This window comes from Streptomyces sp. NPDC096048 (assembly GCF_044763415.1).
GTDB lineage: Bacteria > Actinomycetota > Actinomycetes > Streptomycetales > Streptomycetaceae > Streptomyces.
Genome location: NZ_JBIWGG010000015.1, coordinates 185,155 through 200,599, shown reverse-complemented (window position 1 = coordinate 200,599; position 15,445 = coordinate 185,155). Strand labels below are relative to the sequence as shown.

Annotated in this window: 11 protein-coding genes and 1 pseudogene; 8 read left to right on the top strand and 4 right to left on the bottom strand. The window is 67.1% G+C overall.

The window, feature by feature from the left end; all coding sequences use genetic code 11:
• Nucleotides 1-378 precede the first annotated feature (378 nt).
• Nucleotides 379-1,497 (bottom strand): fatty acid desaturase family protein, encoded by a 1,119-nt coding sequence (locus ACIQ6R_RS34070; protein ID WP_404225668.1) that lies wholly within the window; start codon nucleotides 1,495-1,497, stop codon nucleotides 379-381.
• 7 nt (nucleotides 1,498-1,504) lie between these two features.
• Nucleotides 1,505-2,560 (bottom strand): ferredoxin reductase, encoded by a 1,056-nt coding sequence (locus ACIQ6R_RS34065; protein ID WP_404225665.1) that lies wholly within the window; start codon nucleotides 2,558-2,560, stop codon nucleotides 1,505-1,507.
• 86 nt (nucleotides 2,561-2,646) lie between these two features.
• Between ACIQ6R_RS34065 and ACIQ6R_RS34060 the strand changes: the two genes are divergently transcribed.
• The 3 genes from ACIQ6R_RS34060 to ACIQ6R_RS34050 all read left to right on the top strand — a co-directional run bounded on the left by ACIQ6R_RS34060 (nucleotide 2,647) and on the right by ACIQ6R_RS34050 (nucleotide 9,895).
• Nucleotides 2,647-3,786 carry a PucR family transcriptional regulator gene (locus tag ACIQ6R_RS34060; RefSeq protein WP_404225663.1) on the top strand — a complete coding sequence of 380 codons (1,140 nt, stop codon included), beginning with the start codon at nucleotides 2,647-2,649 and terminating at the stop codon, nucleotides 3,784-3,786.
• Between the two features lie 912 nt (nucleotides 3,787-4,698).
• Entirely contained in the window at nucleotides 4,699-5,451 is a 753-nt protein-coding gene (locus ACIQ6R_RS34055; RefSeq protein WP_404225661.1) for a transposase family protein, read from the top strand.
• A 196-nt stretch (nucleotides 5,452-5,647) separates the two neighbouring features.
• Nucleotides 5,648-9,895 (top strand): hypothetical protein, encoded by a 4,248-nt coding sequence (locus ACIQ6R_RS34050; RefSeq protein WP_404225659.1) that lies wholly within the window; start codon nucleotides 5,648-5,650, stop codon nucleotides 9,893-9,895.
• 63 nt (nucleotides 9,896-9,958) lie between these two features.
• Here ACIQ6R_RS34050 and ACIQ6R_RS34045 read toward each other — a convergent pair whose 3' ends face one another.
• Nucleotides 9,959-10,543, bottom strand: a complete 585-nt coding sequence (locus ACIQ6R_RS34045; protein ID WP_404225657.1) for an SMI1/KNR4 family protein — start codon at nucleotides 10,541-10,543, stop codon at nucleotides 9,959-9,961.
• Nucleotides 10,544-10,732: 189 nt separating this feature from the next.
• Nucleotides 10,733-11,671 (bottom strand): GlxA family transcriptional regulator, encoded by a 939-nt coding sequence (locus ACIQ6R_RS34040; protein ID WP_404225655.1) that lies wholly within the window; start codon nucleotides 11,669-11,671, stop codon nucleotides 10,733-10,735.
• 202 nt (nucleotides 11,672-11,873) lie between these two features.
• On the opposite strand from ACIQ6R_RS34040, the pseudogene ACIQ6R_RS34035 reads away from it, so the two are divergent.
• The 5 genes and pseudogenes from ACIQ6R_RS34035 (at nucleotide 11,874) to ACIQ6R_RS34015 (ending at nucleotide 15,445) form a co-directional block, all read left to right on the top strand.
• Nucleotides 11,874-12,252, top strand: a pseudogene (locus ACIQ6R_RS34035) (hypothetical protein).
• Between the two features lie 128 nt (nucleotides 12,253-12,380).
• Nucleotides 12,381-12,821, top strand: coding sequence for a DUF6010 family protein (locus ACIQ6R_RS34030; RefSeq protein ID WP_404225653.1), 441 nt, complete (start codon nucleotides 12,381-12,383; stop codon nucleotides 12,819-12,821).
• Nucleotides 12,822-12,982: 161 nt separating this feature from the next.
• Nucleotides 12,983-13,471, top strand: coding sequence for a hypothetical protein (locus tag ACIQ6R_RS34025; RefSeq protein WP_404225651.1), 489 nt, complete (start codon nucleotides 12,983-12,985; stop codon nucleotides 13,469-13,471).
• A 68-nt stretch (nucleotides 13,472-13,539) separates the two neighbouring features.
• A complete protein-coding gene (locus tag ACIQ6R_RS34020) occupies nucleotides 13,540-14,442 on the top strand; it encodes an alpha/beta fold hydrolase (protein WP_404225649.1) in 903 nt (300 codons plus the stop codon).
• Between the two features lie 475 nt (nucleotides 14,443-14,917).
• Nucleotides 14,918-15,445, top strand: coding sequence for a copper chaperone PCu(A)C (locus tag ACIQ6R_RS34015; RefSeq protein WP_404225647.1), 528 nt, complete (start codon nucleotides 14,918-14,920; stop codon nucleotides 15,443-15,445).

Genomic DNA, 15,445 nt, shown 5'->3' with positions numbered 1-15,445 from the left:
GTCCTCCGTGCGCCGCAACAAGCGGCTCGCCGAGGCCGGGGGAGACGGCGGCAAGGAGAAGGCGGAGGTCTCCTCCGGGGTGTGAAACCCCGCTGCACCCGGGCCGGGTTCACCACCGGGGCGTCAGGGCCGGTGGTGCGGGCACCGACGGTGAGCCGCAGGACGTACACCGGCTGCCCGCCGGGGCTGGGGCCGAGGTAGGTACGGCCAGTCGTGGGGCACCAGGCGGGCAGGTCGGACGGCGGGGACGGTGGCGACGCCGGTGTCATCGGCTGTCCGGGACCGGAGCGTTCGCGAGGGCGCGGCGGGACTTCGCCGATCTCACCGAACCCGGCGGTGCCGCCGCTATGGCCGAGACATCTGAACCCATACGGGGAATCAGGCCGCGACGAGCTCCTGCTCGCGGACCGGCGTTTTGACCTCGGGCTTCTTGTTCGGCAGCGAGAGCCGGAAGACCTTGTGCCACGCGGAGAACACCTGCTTGGGCAGCGACCCGGTGACGTACTCCAGCTCGTACTTCTCGAACAACGCGCGCACCTTCACCGCGACCTCGGCGTACCGGTTGCTCGGTAGGTCCGGGAACAGGTGGTGCTCGATCTGGTGCGACAGGTTGCCGGTCATGAAGTGCATGGCCTTACTGCCGCTGATGTTCGCCGAGCCCATCATCTGGCGCAGGTACCACTGGCCGCGCGTCTCGCCCTCGATCGACCGGCGCTCGAAGACCTGTACGCCCTCGGGGAAGTGCCCGCACATGATCACCGAGTGGGACCAGATGTTGCGGACCAGGTTCGCGGTGAACGTGGCGGCGAGCGTGGTGAGGAACGACGGGCCCGACAGCAGCGGGTGGATCACGTAGTCCTTGAGTACCTGCTTGCGGATCTTGCGGCCCACGGCCTTGGCCCGCGCACGGAACTCCGGGTTGTTGCGGCGGCGCTTGTGCAGGTTCTTGCCCAGCTCCAGGTCGTACGCCGCGATGCCGTACTCGAAGAAGCAGGCGTTGATGAAGTTCCACAGCGGCTGGCCGAGGTGGATCGGGTGCCACTCCTGGTCCTCGTCGACGCGCATGATGCCGTAGCCGAGATCATTGTCCTTGCCGATCACGTTGGTGTACGTGTGGTGCAGCTCGTTGTGCGAGTGCTTCCACTGCTCGGCCGGCGAGACGTGATCCCAGTCCCAGGTGGTGGAGTGGATCTTCGGGTCCCGCATCCAGTCCCACTGGCCGTGCAGGACGTTGTGACCGATCTCCATGTTGTCCATGATCTTCGCCACGGACAGCCCGGCGGTGCCGATCAGCCACGCGGGCGGGAAGAACGAGAACAGCAGTACGCCCCTGCTGGCCAGCTCGAGCTTGCGCTGTGCCGCGATGACCTTGCGGATGTAGGCGGCGTCCTTCTCGCCGCGGCCGGCGATCACCTCGTCGCGGATCGCGTCCAGCTCGCGGCCGAGCTCCTCGATCTGCTCAGCGGTCAGGTGGGCGGTGGGGTCGATTGCGGTCAAGATGTTCCTACCGTTCGATGTCGCAGGGGCCCGCGGCAGCGGACACGCAGGTCTGGATGAGGACGCCCGGTTCGGCCTCGGTGATGTCGCCGGTGCGCAGGTCGCGGACGGCGCCCGCCTTGAGCGGCGTGACGCAGCCGAAGCAGATGCCCATGCGGCACCCGGAGGGCATGAGCACACCGGCCTCTTCTCCGACGTCCAGCAACGGCGTGGCGCCATCCGCGCCGACGGTCCTGCCGGTGGCGCTGAACGTGACCTCGCCGCCGTCACCGGCGACGACGATGCTCGGGCGGAAGCGTTCGGTGTGCAGGCGCTCTGGGACGCCGTACTCGGTCCAGTGCTCTTCGGCGGCGTCGAGCAGGCCCGCGGGTCCGCAAGCCCAGGTCTCGCGCTCGGCCCAGTCGGGCACGAGTTCGTCGAGCCGGGCGATGTCGAGCATGCCGTCGGTGTCGGTGTGCACCTCGGTGAGCTGCAGCTTCTTCTCCGCGACCAGCTCGTGCAGTTCGTTGCGGAAGATCACGTCCTGCGGCTGCGGCGCGCAGTGGACCATGACGACGTCGTCGAACTCGGTGTCGCGCAGCATGCCCATCACGGGCGTGATGCCACTGCCGGCCGTCAGGTAGAGCACCTTGGCGGGCTTGGCCGCCGGCAGCACGAAGTCACCCGTCGCCTGGTCGAGCTGGATCAGCGTGCCCGGTTTCGCCCTGCGGACCAGGTGGTTGCTGACCTTGCCGTCCGGGATCGCCTTCACGGTGATCGTGACGCGACCGTCCCGGCGGTTCGCCGGTGAGGTGACCGAGTAGGCACGCCACAGGCGCACCCCGTCGACGTCGACCCCGATCCGCACGTACTGACCGGCCGTGTGGCCGCGCCAGCCCCGTCCCGGCCTGATCACGATGGTCGCCGCGTCCCCCGTCTCGGGGTACACGGCCGCGATGCGCCCACGCAGGTCGGCGCCCGCACGCAGCGGGCTGACCAGGTCGAGATAGTCCGACGGCAGCAGCGGCGTCGTGACCATCTCCAGCAGTTTCCAGGCCCTCCTGCGGAGGGCTGTACTCGTCATGACTCCAGCTTGCTGCGCCTCAAGGCGTAAAGTCCTGACCGCAGGACGTGAATCTGGTCGGCTGAGTTGTTCGCAGGGAACAAAACATGAGCCATGCAATCCGGAGGGCCAGCGAGCTGGCCCTGGACGAGACGACGGTCACCGCACTGCGGGCCGCCCTGAAAACCACCGCCGACGAGGTCGTCCAGGCGATCATCGACGAGGTCCCTCCCTACGCAGGCGCCCTCTCGGGCCGCATGGGCGGCACCATCCGCCGAGCCGTCCGCACCGCCCTGGGGCACTACCTGGACCTCGCGAGCGGGAACGCCACGGGCGGAGACGCCGGTGACGCAGCCTACGAGCTGGGCCGCGGCGAGGTCCGGGACGGCCGTCCGATGGACGCCCTGCTCGGCGCCTACCGCGTCGGCGCCCGCGTGGCCTGGCGGTGCCTGGCAGCGGGTGCCGTATCCGCAGGTCTGCCCGCCGCCGAGGTCGCCAAGTTCGCCGAGCTGACCTTCGCCTACATCGACGAGCTCTCCGCCGCGAGCGCCGCGGGCCACGCCGACGAACTGGCCGCCCGAGGCCGGGCCCACGAGCGCCACCTGGAACACCTGGCTCGCGACCTCCTCGCCGGTGCCAGCCCGGACGTGCTGCTGGCTTCTGTGCAACGGGCCGGGTGGCAGCCTCCGGTCTCGCTGACCGCAGTCCTGCTGCCCGCCGCCCAGGCCCGGCCTGCCTACCGCGCGCTCGACCCGAGCACCCTCGTCCTCGACGACCTGCCGGACGCCTTGGGCGTGCTGCTCGTCCCCGATGCCGACCGATCACATCTCTTGCGGCAGCTGACCGACCGCACCGCCGTCGTCGGCCCGGCCCGGCCATGGACGCGTGCCTCCGCCTCGTACGCACGAGCCGTACGCGCACGCTCCCTCTCCACCGATATTCGCGACACCGAGGACCACCTGCCCGAGCTGGTGCTGAGCGCCGACGCGGAGGCGTTCGCAGACCTGCGTGCCCGAGCCCTCGCACCGTTGCGGGCCCTGTCCGTCGCAACCGCGCGGCGGCTGGAGGAGACGTTGCGGGCGTGGCTGCTGCACCAGGGCAGGCGGGACGAGGTGGCGGCGGCGTTGTTCGTCCATCCCCAGACCGTCCGGTACCGGATGACGCAGCTGCGGCAACTGTTTCCGGATCTCGCATCGCCACACCGGGTCCTCGAACTGACGCTGGCGCTCGGTCTTCGGGTCAGCTGACGCGCACTTCGACCGTCCACGACCGCGTCCTCGCGCGGTCCAGAAGTGGACTCCAGCGCGGCCACCGGGGGGAGCAGGGGCGATCCTGACACTGATCAGCTGAACCTTGTGCTCCCCATCGCTCCTGGTCGTCGGTGTCGGCCCCAAGCGACTCACCTCTCGCCCTCGCGCGAAAGCAACGCGTCAACTCCGCCCGCAGCGCGGCCAGTTCCTCTTCGCATCACGCATCTTCTCGGCCGGCGGAAGAGCCCCTCCATTGCTTGCTGCGCAGTTGAATTCAGGCCCTGGTAAATGGATTGCAAAGCCTCTTGTGATGTAGTTGTGACATGCACGTAAGGGGCGTACGTCCGCTTCATCCCGTTGTCGTGATGATCTAATGATCACCCCGTGGGGGGGGCGAAGACATCGTGGCGCACCCTGCTCAAAGCCGTGTAGCGCAGGGCAGTTGACAGTTGTTCTTCAGGGAGGGGACGACAGCGTAGAGCGACCGTGCATCGGTTCTGCGCAGGAGCGAGCCCAGTGGGCCAAGGTCGGTATTTGGGCGCGGCGAACCTGTAGATCATCGCTCGCGAGTCGGGCCCCACTCCGGCCCCCGACCCGCTCTCTCGGTCCGCGAGCGCGTCCATCGTCTGTGGCTGCGGCGCGCCCCGAAGACCGCAAGCCTGACCCGCACATAGAGACGTCATCGAAAGCGTCACCGGAAATCAGCGGTGTGTGCGCCGAGTTCAAGCGAGCCAAGGAAAGGAAACACATGCACGTGCGTGTCAGACAAAGAAAACGCGCAGTAGTAGTGACGGCAGTGAGCCTCTTCCAACCTGACGGGTGGTCGGGCCTATGCCCCGGTGGCAGGCATGAAAAAAGCTCCTGGTAGACGGGTTCACGACCAAGATCACCAGTCCGCCAGGAGCTTCCGTGCTTGTCTACCCGTCTGCCATCGATCTGTCCAGCCGCACCTTGCAGCGTCTTGCCGGTCTGCTCGCGGGGCACCGGCGTCGGATCGGCTCCCGCTGGCGCCGCCTCACCTGCGGCCGGCAGGCTCTGCTCGTCCTCGCGCACCTGCGCTGCGGTGACACCTACGCCCGCCTCGCGGCCGGTTTCCGCATCGGGATCGCGACGGTCTACCGCTACATACGCGAGGCCGTCGACCTCCTGGCCCCGCTCGCCCCGACGCTGGAGCAAGCCATGGAGACGGTCCGTCGGAAGGCGTACGTGATCGTCGACGGCACGCTCCTGCTGATCGACCGCATCGCCGCCGACCGCCCGTACTACTCGGGGAAGAAGAAGCACCACGGTATGAACGTGCAGGTCCTCGCTGACCCCGCGGGTCGCCTGGTCTGGGCGTCGGACGCCCTGCCAGGAGCCACGCACGACCTGACCGCGGCCCGGTCCCATGGCATCCCGGCCGCTCTGGCCGCCGACAGCATCAAGTGCTGGGCGGACAAGGCGTATCAAGGGGCGAGCCCCGCAATCCGCGTCCCGTTCCGAGGCAGGAACCTGCGCGGCTATCGCCGGCGTCACAACCGGGACCACGCCAAGATCCGCAGCCTCGGCGAACGCGCCATAGCAGTCCTCAAGGGCTGGCGGCTCCTGCGCAAGCTCCGCTGCAGCACCACCCGAATCACCGCCATAGTCCGAGCCGTCGTCGCCCTCGAACTCGCCATCTGAACAAGATGGAAACGGCTCAGTGACTGCGATTCTCGCTTCTTCGCTGACCATCTCTGCGCAGGCTCAGGGACCGAAAGTCCCTGACAATGCTGTTCAAGGAGGAAAGAGTCTACCGAAAGTCGAGAGTAAACCCCGTCAGGTCGGCGAGAAGGACCGCGCCGCCGTCCTGGGGAAGAACTATCGCTCCTCCAAGGACGTGGCCCTTTCCACGTCCGGCGATGGCACGGGGTTCCATGTTCTCACGGGTAAGGAGAAGGACGGCTACAGGTTCACCACCGTAGCCACCCTGCGTGAAGACGGCTTTGCCGCGGACACCTGGCTGGGCAACGCGTGCGTGACCGAGTCCGGGAAGTACGCGGCTGTCGCCTATGCGCCCCGGACGTTCACCAACAACCCCGAGCTGATGGTGCGTGGGGCGTTCACCGCGGTTGTCGACCTGGGTAGCGGCCAGGTTACCAAGCTGCCGTTCACCGCGTCGTTGGCCTACTTCTCTCCGGGCTGCGGCACTGGGGACGATGTGGTGTTCACTCAGCTGACTCACGACGGGGACAAGGAACAGAAGACCCGGCTGATCACCGTGGACGCAGCCACAGGCAAGCAGTCCCGGCCGGTCGGTTTTCCCGGTCAGGTCACCTCGGCTGTCCCGACCCGGCACGGCATCGTCGCCGGTCACGGCAACAGACTCGTCCGCATCAACGGACAGAGGGAGACCGTCCTAGCCGTAACGGAGCATGTGCCGTTCCAGATTGCGGCTGACAGCGGCGATGGCGTGACCTTCATCGACAGGGAAAGCGACAGCGAGAAGGCCAAGGCGAAGTCGTGGGCCAAGCGCCTGGACGCCGCTCAGGTCAAGGGCAAGAAGACCACGCCGAAGACGGTGGCTGAAGGAAACCTCGCGGACTGGGACCTGTCCGCCACTCCCGGCGGCACGGTGTTCCTCACGGGCAAGGCCAAGAGCAAGGGGATTCTGCCGGGCCCGGTGAAGAATCCGGGACACCTTGCCAAGGGCGCCCGCATGTCCCGTCTGGGCCACGTGGGCGTCTCCACATCCTGGGCGGACGGCAAGAGCAGCCTGATCACGCCCAAGGAAGCCAAGCAGGTCCGTGACGCGCGGATCACTCTGGACGTGGTCGCCACTGGCGAACACGCCGAACTGGACGCCACACCGCAGTTGTCCGCCGAGCGTGCCGAAGCCGGCAGCCGACTCTCTCCGGCGCTGGGCGTCCCTTCAGGGAAGCAGTCATCCGCGAAGCCGTCGGTCAGCAGCGACAGCGAGGGCCTGTCCACGCAGACGACGCGTGCCCAGGCACTCGCGGCATCACCGACCGGTCCCAGCGAGGGCACCGACGAGCGCTACTGCGCGGTGGCCCGCAACGACGTGAAAAGGCAGGCGTTCCAGCCGACCCCGCGACAGGTGGAATGGGCTGTGGACCAGGCCGTCGTCGGGGAGCTGCACGTTCCCCGGCCGGCGAACTGGAAGAACGCCGGCATGGACTCCTACACGCCGCAGGGACTGTTCCCGCCCGTCACGCTGGCGGGTGACCCCAACGGCACCCTCGACAACGAGGACCCGGACGTTACCGACCGCTGGCACATACCTTCGCAGGTGATGCTCGGCATCACCGCACAGGAATCCAACATGTGGCAGGCGACCCGCTTCGCCGTACCCGGCGTCACAGCCAACAGCCTCATCGGCAACTACTACGGCACCCAGTACGCCTCGGACGGGACGCAGGCAGACCCCTGGCGGATCAACTTCTCCGAGGCGGACTGCGGTTACGGCATCACGCAGGCCACCGACGGCATGCGCCTCGCCGGGAAGACCAAGGAGGGCGAGACGGCACTGCCTCCCGCTACGCAGGAAGCCGTCGCTCTGGACTACGCCGCGAACATCGCCTACGGCGTCACCATTCTTTCCCGCAAGTGGAACGATCTCCACGGCCAGGAAATGGTGATCAATGACGGTCATCCGCAGTGGATCGAGAACTGGTTCTTTGCCCTGTGGGCGTACAACTCGGGCTTCTATCCGGCCGCTGACTCCGCCGGCCACAAGGGGCTGGGCTGGACGAACAACCCGGCCAACCCGCTGTGGAAGGCCAACCGGGTCCCGTTCCTGCAGAGTGCGGTCGATCCGGCTGGAGACGACTACTCCCACGCCGCGCACCCGCAGGACTGGCCGTACGAGGAGAAGGTGCTGGGCTGGGCCGCCCGACCGATCTCCGCGATGTTCGCGCCCGGCGACTTCCGGCCCGGATACCTGGCCGCCTGGTGGAACAGCAACGAACAGCGCTCCACAGTGAAGCCGCCACTGGACACGTTCTGCGACGAGTCCAACTCCTGTGACCCGTCGAAGATCGCGGATGGCGACTCCAACGACCCCGGCCTGGGCGCCTGCAAGCTCGATGCGGGCGACTCCGACACCAACCCCCACTGGCTGCACTGCTGGTGGGACAAGCCGGCCGAGTGGAAGGACTGCGACCGGTTGGCCGAGTGCGGCCACCAGGTCCACCGCTTCAACACCTCGTATCCGGAACAGCCGGATGCCAACTCCTACCCGCCGCGTTGCAGCAGCGGCCTGCCCTCGAACGCGCTGATCGTCGACGACGTGCCCGACGGAACCACCCCGGCAGGATCCGGTTCACGCGGCTGCGGGGCAGCGCAGTCGGACGGCACCTTCACCTTCACCTATCAGCCCTCCGACATCATCGATGCCGACACCGGGCAGACGATAAGCACCTATCCGGGGAAGATCGACACGCACCAGATCGGCGCGGGGTACGGGAACCACTTCTGGTTCACCCACACCCGCTCCCCCGAATCCTTCCCGGAGCCCGGCGACCGGATGAAGGTCACCGGCACCTGGAAGCTCGGTCAGAAGATCACCGAGCACAGCGGCCAGGCCAAGGTCTACGCGCACATCCCCGACCACGGGGCGCAGACCTCCAAGGCCGAATACCGCATCAAGCACGCACACGGCACCAGCGTCAAGGCAATCTCCCAGGACGCCAACCAGTCCAACAAGTGGGTCGACCTGGGCGCCTACCGGTTCAACGACACCGTTCCCGAGGTGAGCCTGAACAACTTCAACGGCGGCGACGGTTCCAAGGACATCGCGTTCGACGCCATAGCGTTCGTGCCCGGGGACTACGACGGCCTGAACGACATCATCTTCCCCGAGGCGGACCCGAACGCGTCCGACGTCGACTTCGTGGCCGCTCAAGACGCCAAGGAAGTCCCCGCTGGCGCCACTCTGAAGTCGCTGGCGGCCGCCGAGCCGAGTGAGCCGACGTGCGCGACCGGTCGGGACGGGATCAGATGGTGCGGCTCCTACGTCCCGTTGGACGAGGAGAAGGCCAAGACCCCGAACATGCTCAAGAGCGCCGCCGCAGCGACCGCGGGGCCCGTCGGATGGTGCTCGAACGTCAACGGCGCGGCCATGCAGACCAGAACGCAAGGATGTCTGCGCGGCCTGCTTCCACTGACCGCGACACGCGACGGCGCGCCCGTCGGTAACGCGACGATGAAGGTCATCCAGGAGATCAACCTCAACCCCAAGTCCAACGAGTTCACCACGTGGACCGAGCTGTCCCTGGTCAACATGACGGGGCTCACCTCCACCACGCTGACATCGTTCGCGGAGGACTGCTGGCCGACCGGTGACTGCACCGAAAGCCCGGGCTCCTGGATCGGCAGCACCACCTGGACCCCCGGTGACATGCACGTCGCCACCCGGACCAACACCTACACCTGGAAGAAGACCACCGGAGGCGAAACGAAGCTGGACTTCACCTGGGACACCACGTGGTCCACACCCAGCGCCGGAGTCCAGGCCGTTCCGAAGTGGAGCAACAGGGCCTTCGATGTCCGCTGTGACAACAAGGTGGGCGGCAACACCGGCTGCGTGTTCCCCAACTACACTCCGACGCTTCAGCTGAACACGAAGAAGTACCCGGCCGCTGCCGCGTACTACTGGGTGCTCATGGAGAAGCTGGCCTCCCACCCGGGTAGCGAGCAGCACAACAAGCCGCTGCACCGCCTGGCGGATGACACGAAGGCCAAGGAGAACCGGGACAAGATGTGCATGCTCGCGGTCGCGGAGTGGAATCCGCACCCGAACGCGGACGGCACCAGTTGCGACGAGTACCCGTTCGCGAAGTCCCGTGAGAGCGGCGGGATGACACTGTCCTCGGGCAAGTCCTGCGCGCAGTTCTACGCGGACAAGCAGTCCGACGGCAGCTGGATGCTGGAGCTCGACAACAACTACCCGTATCCGACATGGAACGAGATCTGCGGCCGCGCCGCGGTTCCTGCCAAGCAGAACACGGATGCCGGCGGCGACCTTGGACGGTTCACGTCCGAGATTCGCCTGCTCGACAATGACGCGTATTTCGTCCAGACCGGGTTCGAGTACTGCGACATCAAGTCGGTCTGCAACATCAGCTGACAGCGGGACCGAACGAAGCGTCCTGCCGGATCATGCTGATCCGGCAGGACGCTTCGCTTTCGGTCAGTCCGTGACCCACTGCAGCATGCGCCCCTCATGGACCGAGGGACGACGCCGTGCGGTGGGTAGCGGCAGCGATCCCTCCACCGCGTTGTACAGGTCAGTCAGCATAAGAGTCATCGACGGCCAGAGCGACAGGTACTCGGGATCACCGAACGAGATCTCGCCGACTTCTCCGTAGTGGTGCGTACGGTGGTCGACGAACAGCAGATCACCGGTGAGAGCCTGAGCGAAGGGAACCCATTGGGTGTGTGCGGTGCGCCCGACCACTTCTTCCTCGTAACCTTCCTCGACCGCTTCGTGCGCCATGGCGGAAAGGTTCTGATGCCATTCCATGATTCCTTCGGCATCCAAGAGGCTGTACCCGAGAACAAAGGCGCCGGGCGACATGCTGGATCTGGGCGGTGTGACACCGTTGCGTTCCGAGAGGAGCGACTTCAGCTCGGCGTGGAGCGGGAAACCAACTCCGCTCTCCAACCTGGACACATCACCGGCGGACAATCCTGGGCGGAGCGTGGCATAGTCGCCCGGTGCGTTCTCCCGGAGCCACTCTTCGAATCGGCGCCACAGTTCCTGCATGTTGTGCATCCCGTCCATGTGATTCCCGCGCGGGACAGCCGAGCTGTCAGTTCCTCCCGTCACCGTAGCAATCCGGTCGGTCAACGGTGGCTCGGGAGTTCCCGACCGCGGTCGACAGAGCGCGAGCCTTCTCACATGCGGGGACCGCTGCGGAAGCGGCTGCGCCGCGCCGGCCATGACGACGTCTCATTTGGCTGTTCAACTGAACGTGCGCCGGTAAGTCTGCGGGCTGACGCCGGTGGTGCGTTTGAAGCGGTCACGGAAGGTGGTGGGTGAGCCGAAGCCGACCTGGCCGCCGATCCGCTCCACGGAGTGCTCCGTGGTTTCCAGCAAGTGCTGTGCCTGGCGGATGCGGGCCCGGTGGAGCCACTGGAGCGGCGTGGCGCCGGTCTGCTCGCGGAAGCGCCGGATCAGGGTTCGGGTGCTGGTTCCGGCCCGCTCGGCGATGTCGGCAAGGGTGAGGTCGCGGGCCAGGTTTTCCCGCAGCCAGGTGAGCAGCGTCTCAAGCTCGGAGCCCTGCGGTGTGGGTGCGTGGTCGTAGACGATGAACTGCGCCTGCCCGCCCTCTCGTTCGAGAGGCATCACGGACAGGCGGGCGGCGTCGGCGGCGACGGCCGAGCCGTAGTCGCGACGGATCATGTGCAGACACAGGTCCATGCCCGCCGCGGCACCGGCCGAGGTGAGCAACTGGCCGTTGTCGACGTAGAGGACGTCCGGGTCGACGTCGAGGTCCGGGTGGGCGGCAGCCAGCAGACCGGCCGCGCGCCAGTGGGTCGTGACGCGCAGTCCGTCGAGGAGCCCCGTGGCAGCCAGGGGGAAGGTGCCCACGCAGATGGAAGCGATCCGGGTGCCGTCGGCAGCGGCCGACCGCAGCGCGTCGTGCACGGCGGGAGGAAGTGAGGCAGCGAGATCGGCGACGCCCGGCACGATGATCGTGTCCGCGCCCTGAAGGCCCTCCAGGCCCCAGGGGGCACGCAGGGTGAAGGCTCCGGCGTCGACCTCGTCGCGCTCGGCGCACACCCGTACCTGGTAGCCGGGACGCCCGTCGGGCAGGCGGGTCCGGGAGAAGACCTCGATCGGGGTGGACAGGTCGAACGGGATCACCTGATCCAACGCAAGCACGGCAACCGTATGCATGGCCAGAACTTACCTCCCCGCCAGCTTGACAGACCTGGGCCGCCCTTCCGGAAGGTCCACGTCATCGCAGTACACACGCTCCAGGACAGTGTTGGCACTATCCCGTTGCAACATGTCACTAGTGCCACTGGGCGAGCACCCAGGAAGCCGGTTGACTTCGTGGCGTCCCGATGGAAACCGACGCCGAAGGAACCCGACACCCATGCACACGCACGTCGTCCTGTTCGACGGCTTCGACCCGCTCGATGCCCTTGCCCCCTACGAGGTCCTGTACGCCGGTGGCTCGGCGGCGGACGGCGCGGTGACCGTCGAGCCGGTCACCGCAGAGGGTCCTCGTGAGGTCGCCAGCGGCATCGGAGGACTGACGCTGCGCGCCGTCGGCGCCCACGCGGTCCGCGCCGCATCGTCGACGACGGCGACCTGTTCACCGGCGCCGGCGTGACCTCCGGTCTCGATCCAATTCTGTATCTACTGGAGCGCGAGGTGGGCCCCGCGTCGCGCACGCCGTCGAAGAACTCCTCTCCCACGAGCGGCGCGGCACCGTCCGGCGCGCGCAGGGTCCAGCGCCCCACACTCCCTGAGCGCCCGGCCCTTCGCCGATCAGTCGCTCATCGCCCCCCCTGCACAGCAGGAAGAACATCAGCATGTCCGTCGAAGGCACCGTCGCCGCGGCGATTCGGCCCGCCCAGGAAGAAGAAGCCACCCCCTCATGAACCTTGTGTCACCCGTGATCGTCGGCATCATCTACTGCCTGCTGATGTCCCTGATCAAAGAACCGCACCGACGCCACTTCAACGCGATCATGGTGGGCGGAGCCGGCGCCGCCTACCTGAGCGGGGGCGGATTCGGCCCGTGGGAGCTGCCATTCGTCGCACTCACGGCCTACGTCGCCTACCGCGGCCTGGACTCCTGGGCCTTCATCGGCGTCGGCTGGCTGCTCCACACGGCCTGGGACATGGCCCACCACCTCAAGGGCAATCCGATCCTGCCCTTCTACCATGACGCATCTCTGGCATGTGCCATCTGCGATCCGGTCATCGCCCTGTGGTGCTTCCGCGGAGGACCGTCCCTGATCGCGCTCGTCCGCCGCCGGTTCCAGCCCGGCCGGACAACAGACCACGCGCACGATCATGTCTCCGACCTCTCCTGACCGGACCGCACCGGCACCCGGCAGGGTCATGGGCAGCGTCCGCCCCCCCCTGGGGGAGGCGGATCTCGCAAGACAGGCCACGCCTGGCACGAACCCGGAACGAGGGCCACCGCACGGTCCCTGCTGCGGAGCAGGCGTGGCTGTCTTCAGGACTGGGCATCATGCACAGCGACAAGGGGGGTGCCGTGAGCGGGAGCACAAGGGAGCACGAGGAGACTGTCGAGATCATCGGCCTCCGGATGAAGGAGTACGAATCCTTGCGGTCCGAGGTGGTCCAGCGAATCGGAGCCCGACAACAACTGGCCGGATACGCCGGTGCGGCCACCGCCATCGCAGCAACGCTCGGCAGTGGCCTCGGGGCCTGGCGCATCCTTGTGGTCGGGCTCGTACTCCTGATCGCCTACCTCTACCTGCGGGACAGCAACGACGGCATCCAGAGGCTGGGTAGACACCTGCGGCTCATCGAGAACGACGTGAACGACTTGGCTCGCAGCGTGTACGGGCGGGAGATCCTCACCTGGGAGTCCAGTAGGCAGACCGAGCGGAATGGTGAGAAGAAGTTCTGGAAGGCCCTCGGGCGCTTCGGTGGCTGGCACCGCGATGACCCGCAGGCGCGGGTACCTGAACCACGCGGAGAATCCGAAGGGTAGAACGACCCTCGAACTGCCTCTCAAAGCAGACAGGTTGTGTGTTCGCCGCCGCTCAGAACAGTGTCCCCATGTGCTCGGCGGCCGTGCCTATCATGCTGTTCATGAGCCAGTTGCTGAGCCTGGAAACCCCGGACCACGCGCGCCCGGTGCGTCTTCGAACGGAGCGGGGTGTCTTCGCCGCCCTGGATGTCCCCCCTGCTGGGAACGCCCCCCTGCGGGGGACGGCTCTGCTCGTACCAGGCTTCATGGGCAGCAAAGAGGACTTCCTCCCCGTGCTGCCCGCCCTGAGCGCCGACGGCGTACGTGTACTGGCCCTGGACTGCCGAGGTCAGTACGAGACCGGCGACGCCTCCCCGACACCCTCGTACTCCCAGGACGACCTGGCCGGCGATCTGGTAGCCGTTTCTCGTTCCCTGGGCACTGGTCCGGTGCATCTGCTGGGTCATTCGTACGGGGGAAGCCTCGTCCGCGCGGCGGTCATCGCGACTCAGGGAGACCCCTCCCTCTGGGCGTCGGTCACTCTGATGAACTTCGGCCCCGGCGCAGTCTCTTCTTGGCAGCGGGAACGCCTGCACCTGCTGCTCTCCGTCGTGGAATCGATGTCCCTGGCCGAGATTTGGCCGTTCGTGCGAAGCAAGGACGAGACCGTACCTGAGGACGTCGAACGCTTCCTGGAGCGCAGGTGGTTGAGCAACAGCCCGAGCCAGTTGGCGGCCGCCGCGCAACACATGCTGGACGAGACGGACACCACGGCTGACCTGGCCCGAATGACCGTTCCCGTGTCGGTGATCTCCGGTACTCCCGACGAGACGTGGGACCCAGACGGAGTGGAGCGGATGGCCCGTCAACTGGGAGCCGAGTTCGTCCGGATCGAGGGCGGCGGGCATTCCCCCAATGTGCACAAACCCGCTGAAGTGGCTTCCGCCCTCCTCGGTTTCTGGCTCACCCGGCACGGCGCGGCGGTCGCCTGACATCGAGTGGTGACGGTTCCGAGCCCGTCCCGTCCGGCGCCCCGGCCGCGGGGCACGGCTGTTGTCGCGCACGGTGGGGAGTCCGGCCTTCGCGGCAACGACCCGATGGCCAAGTCCAGAGAAGACGCCGGCGTCCGTGCCGCGCTTGTACTCCACGATGACCGGCGATCCGTTCTCGTCCAGCCCGAGAGGCGACATGACCTCAGTCATGCCGCTGTTCCCTGCCGCTGTTCGTCGTATCCGTGCGGAACAGCTTCACAGGCCCGACACCTTCCCCTCCTCGGCTCGGAGATCACCAACGCCGACGAGGTACGGGATTGTCCCGGAAGAGACCAGCCAGCGCGGTGACCTGCGACGACATCAGAGGGGCGGTCGCTGAGGGCCGCCTTCCGCCCCCCGATCGGCTCTGCACCGTTTGCCCGGGCCCCCTGGGGTACGCAAGGTGGAAACGCTGGGTCGGTGAGAAGGAGCGATCATGTCAGTTCTCTTCGCGGGGCGTGGCCGGTGCGTCCTTGTGGCGACCGCGCTTGCCGTCGCGTTGACCGCCAGCGGATGCGGCGGGGACGACGACTTCTCGCTCCCGGACTGGGAGGCGCCGGGCCAGAACGGCCGCGTCGGCGACATCATGATCCGCTACGCGCACGTGGCGGAGCCGCAAGGCGAACCGTGGCAGCCGGGAGACGACGTCCCCGCGTATGTCTGGCTCTACAACAAGGGCGACGAGGACGACAAGCTGGTGGGCGCCAGCACGCCGAACGCGGCCTCGGTGGACATCGTCGGCTCAGACGGCGAAACGCTGCCCGGCGGGGTGGATCTGCCGGCGAACAAGCTCGTAGAGCTGGAGTCGGGCAAGCCCCACCTGGTGCTGCGCGACGTGCGTCGGCAGATCAGAGGAGGCGACTTCATGCAGTTCACCATGCGCTTCGAAGACGCCGGAACAGCCACTTTCAACATCCAGGCGCAGGTTCCCGTCTACGACGAAAGCCCATCCCCGACCGGATGA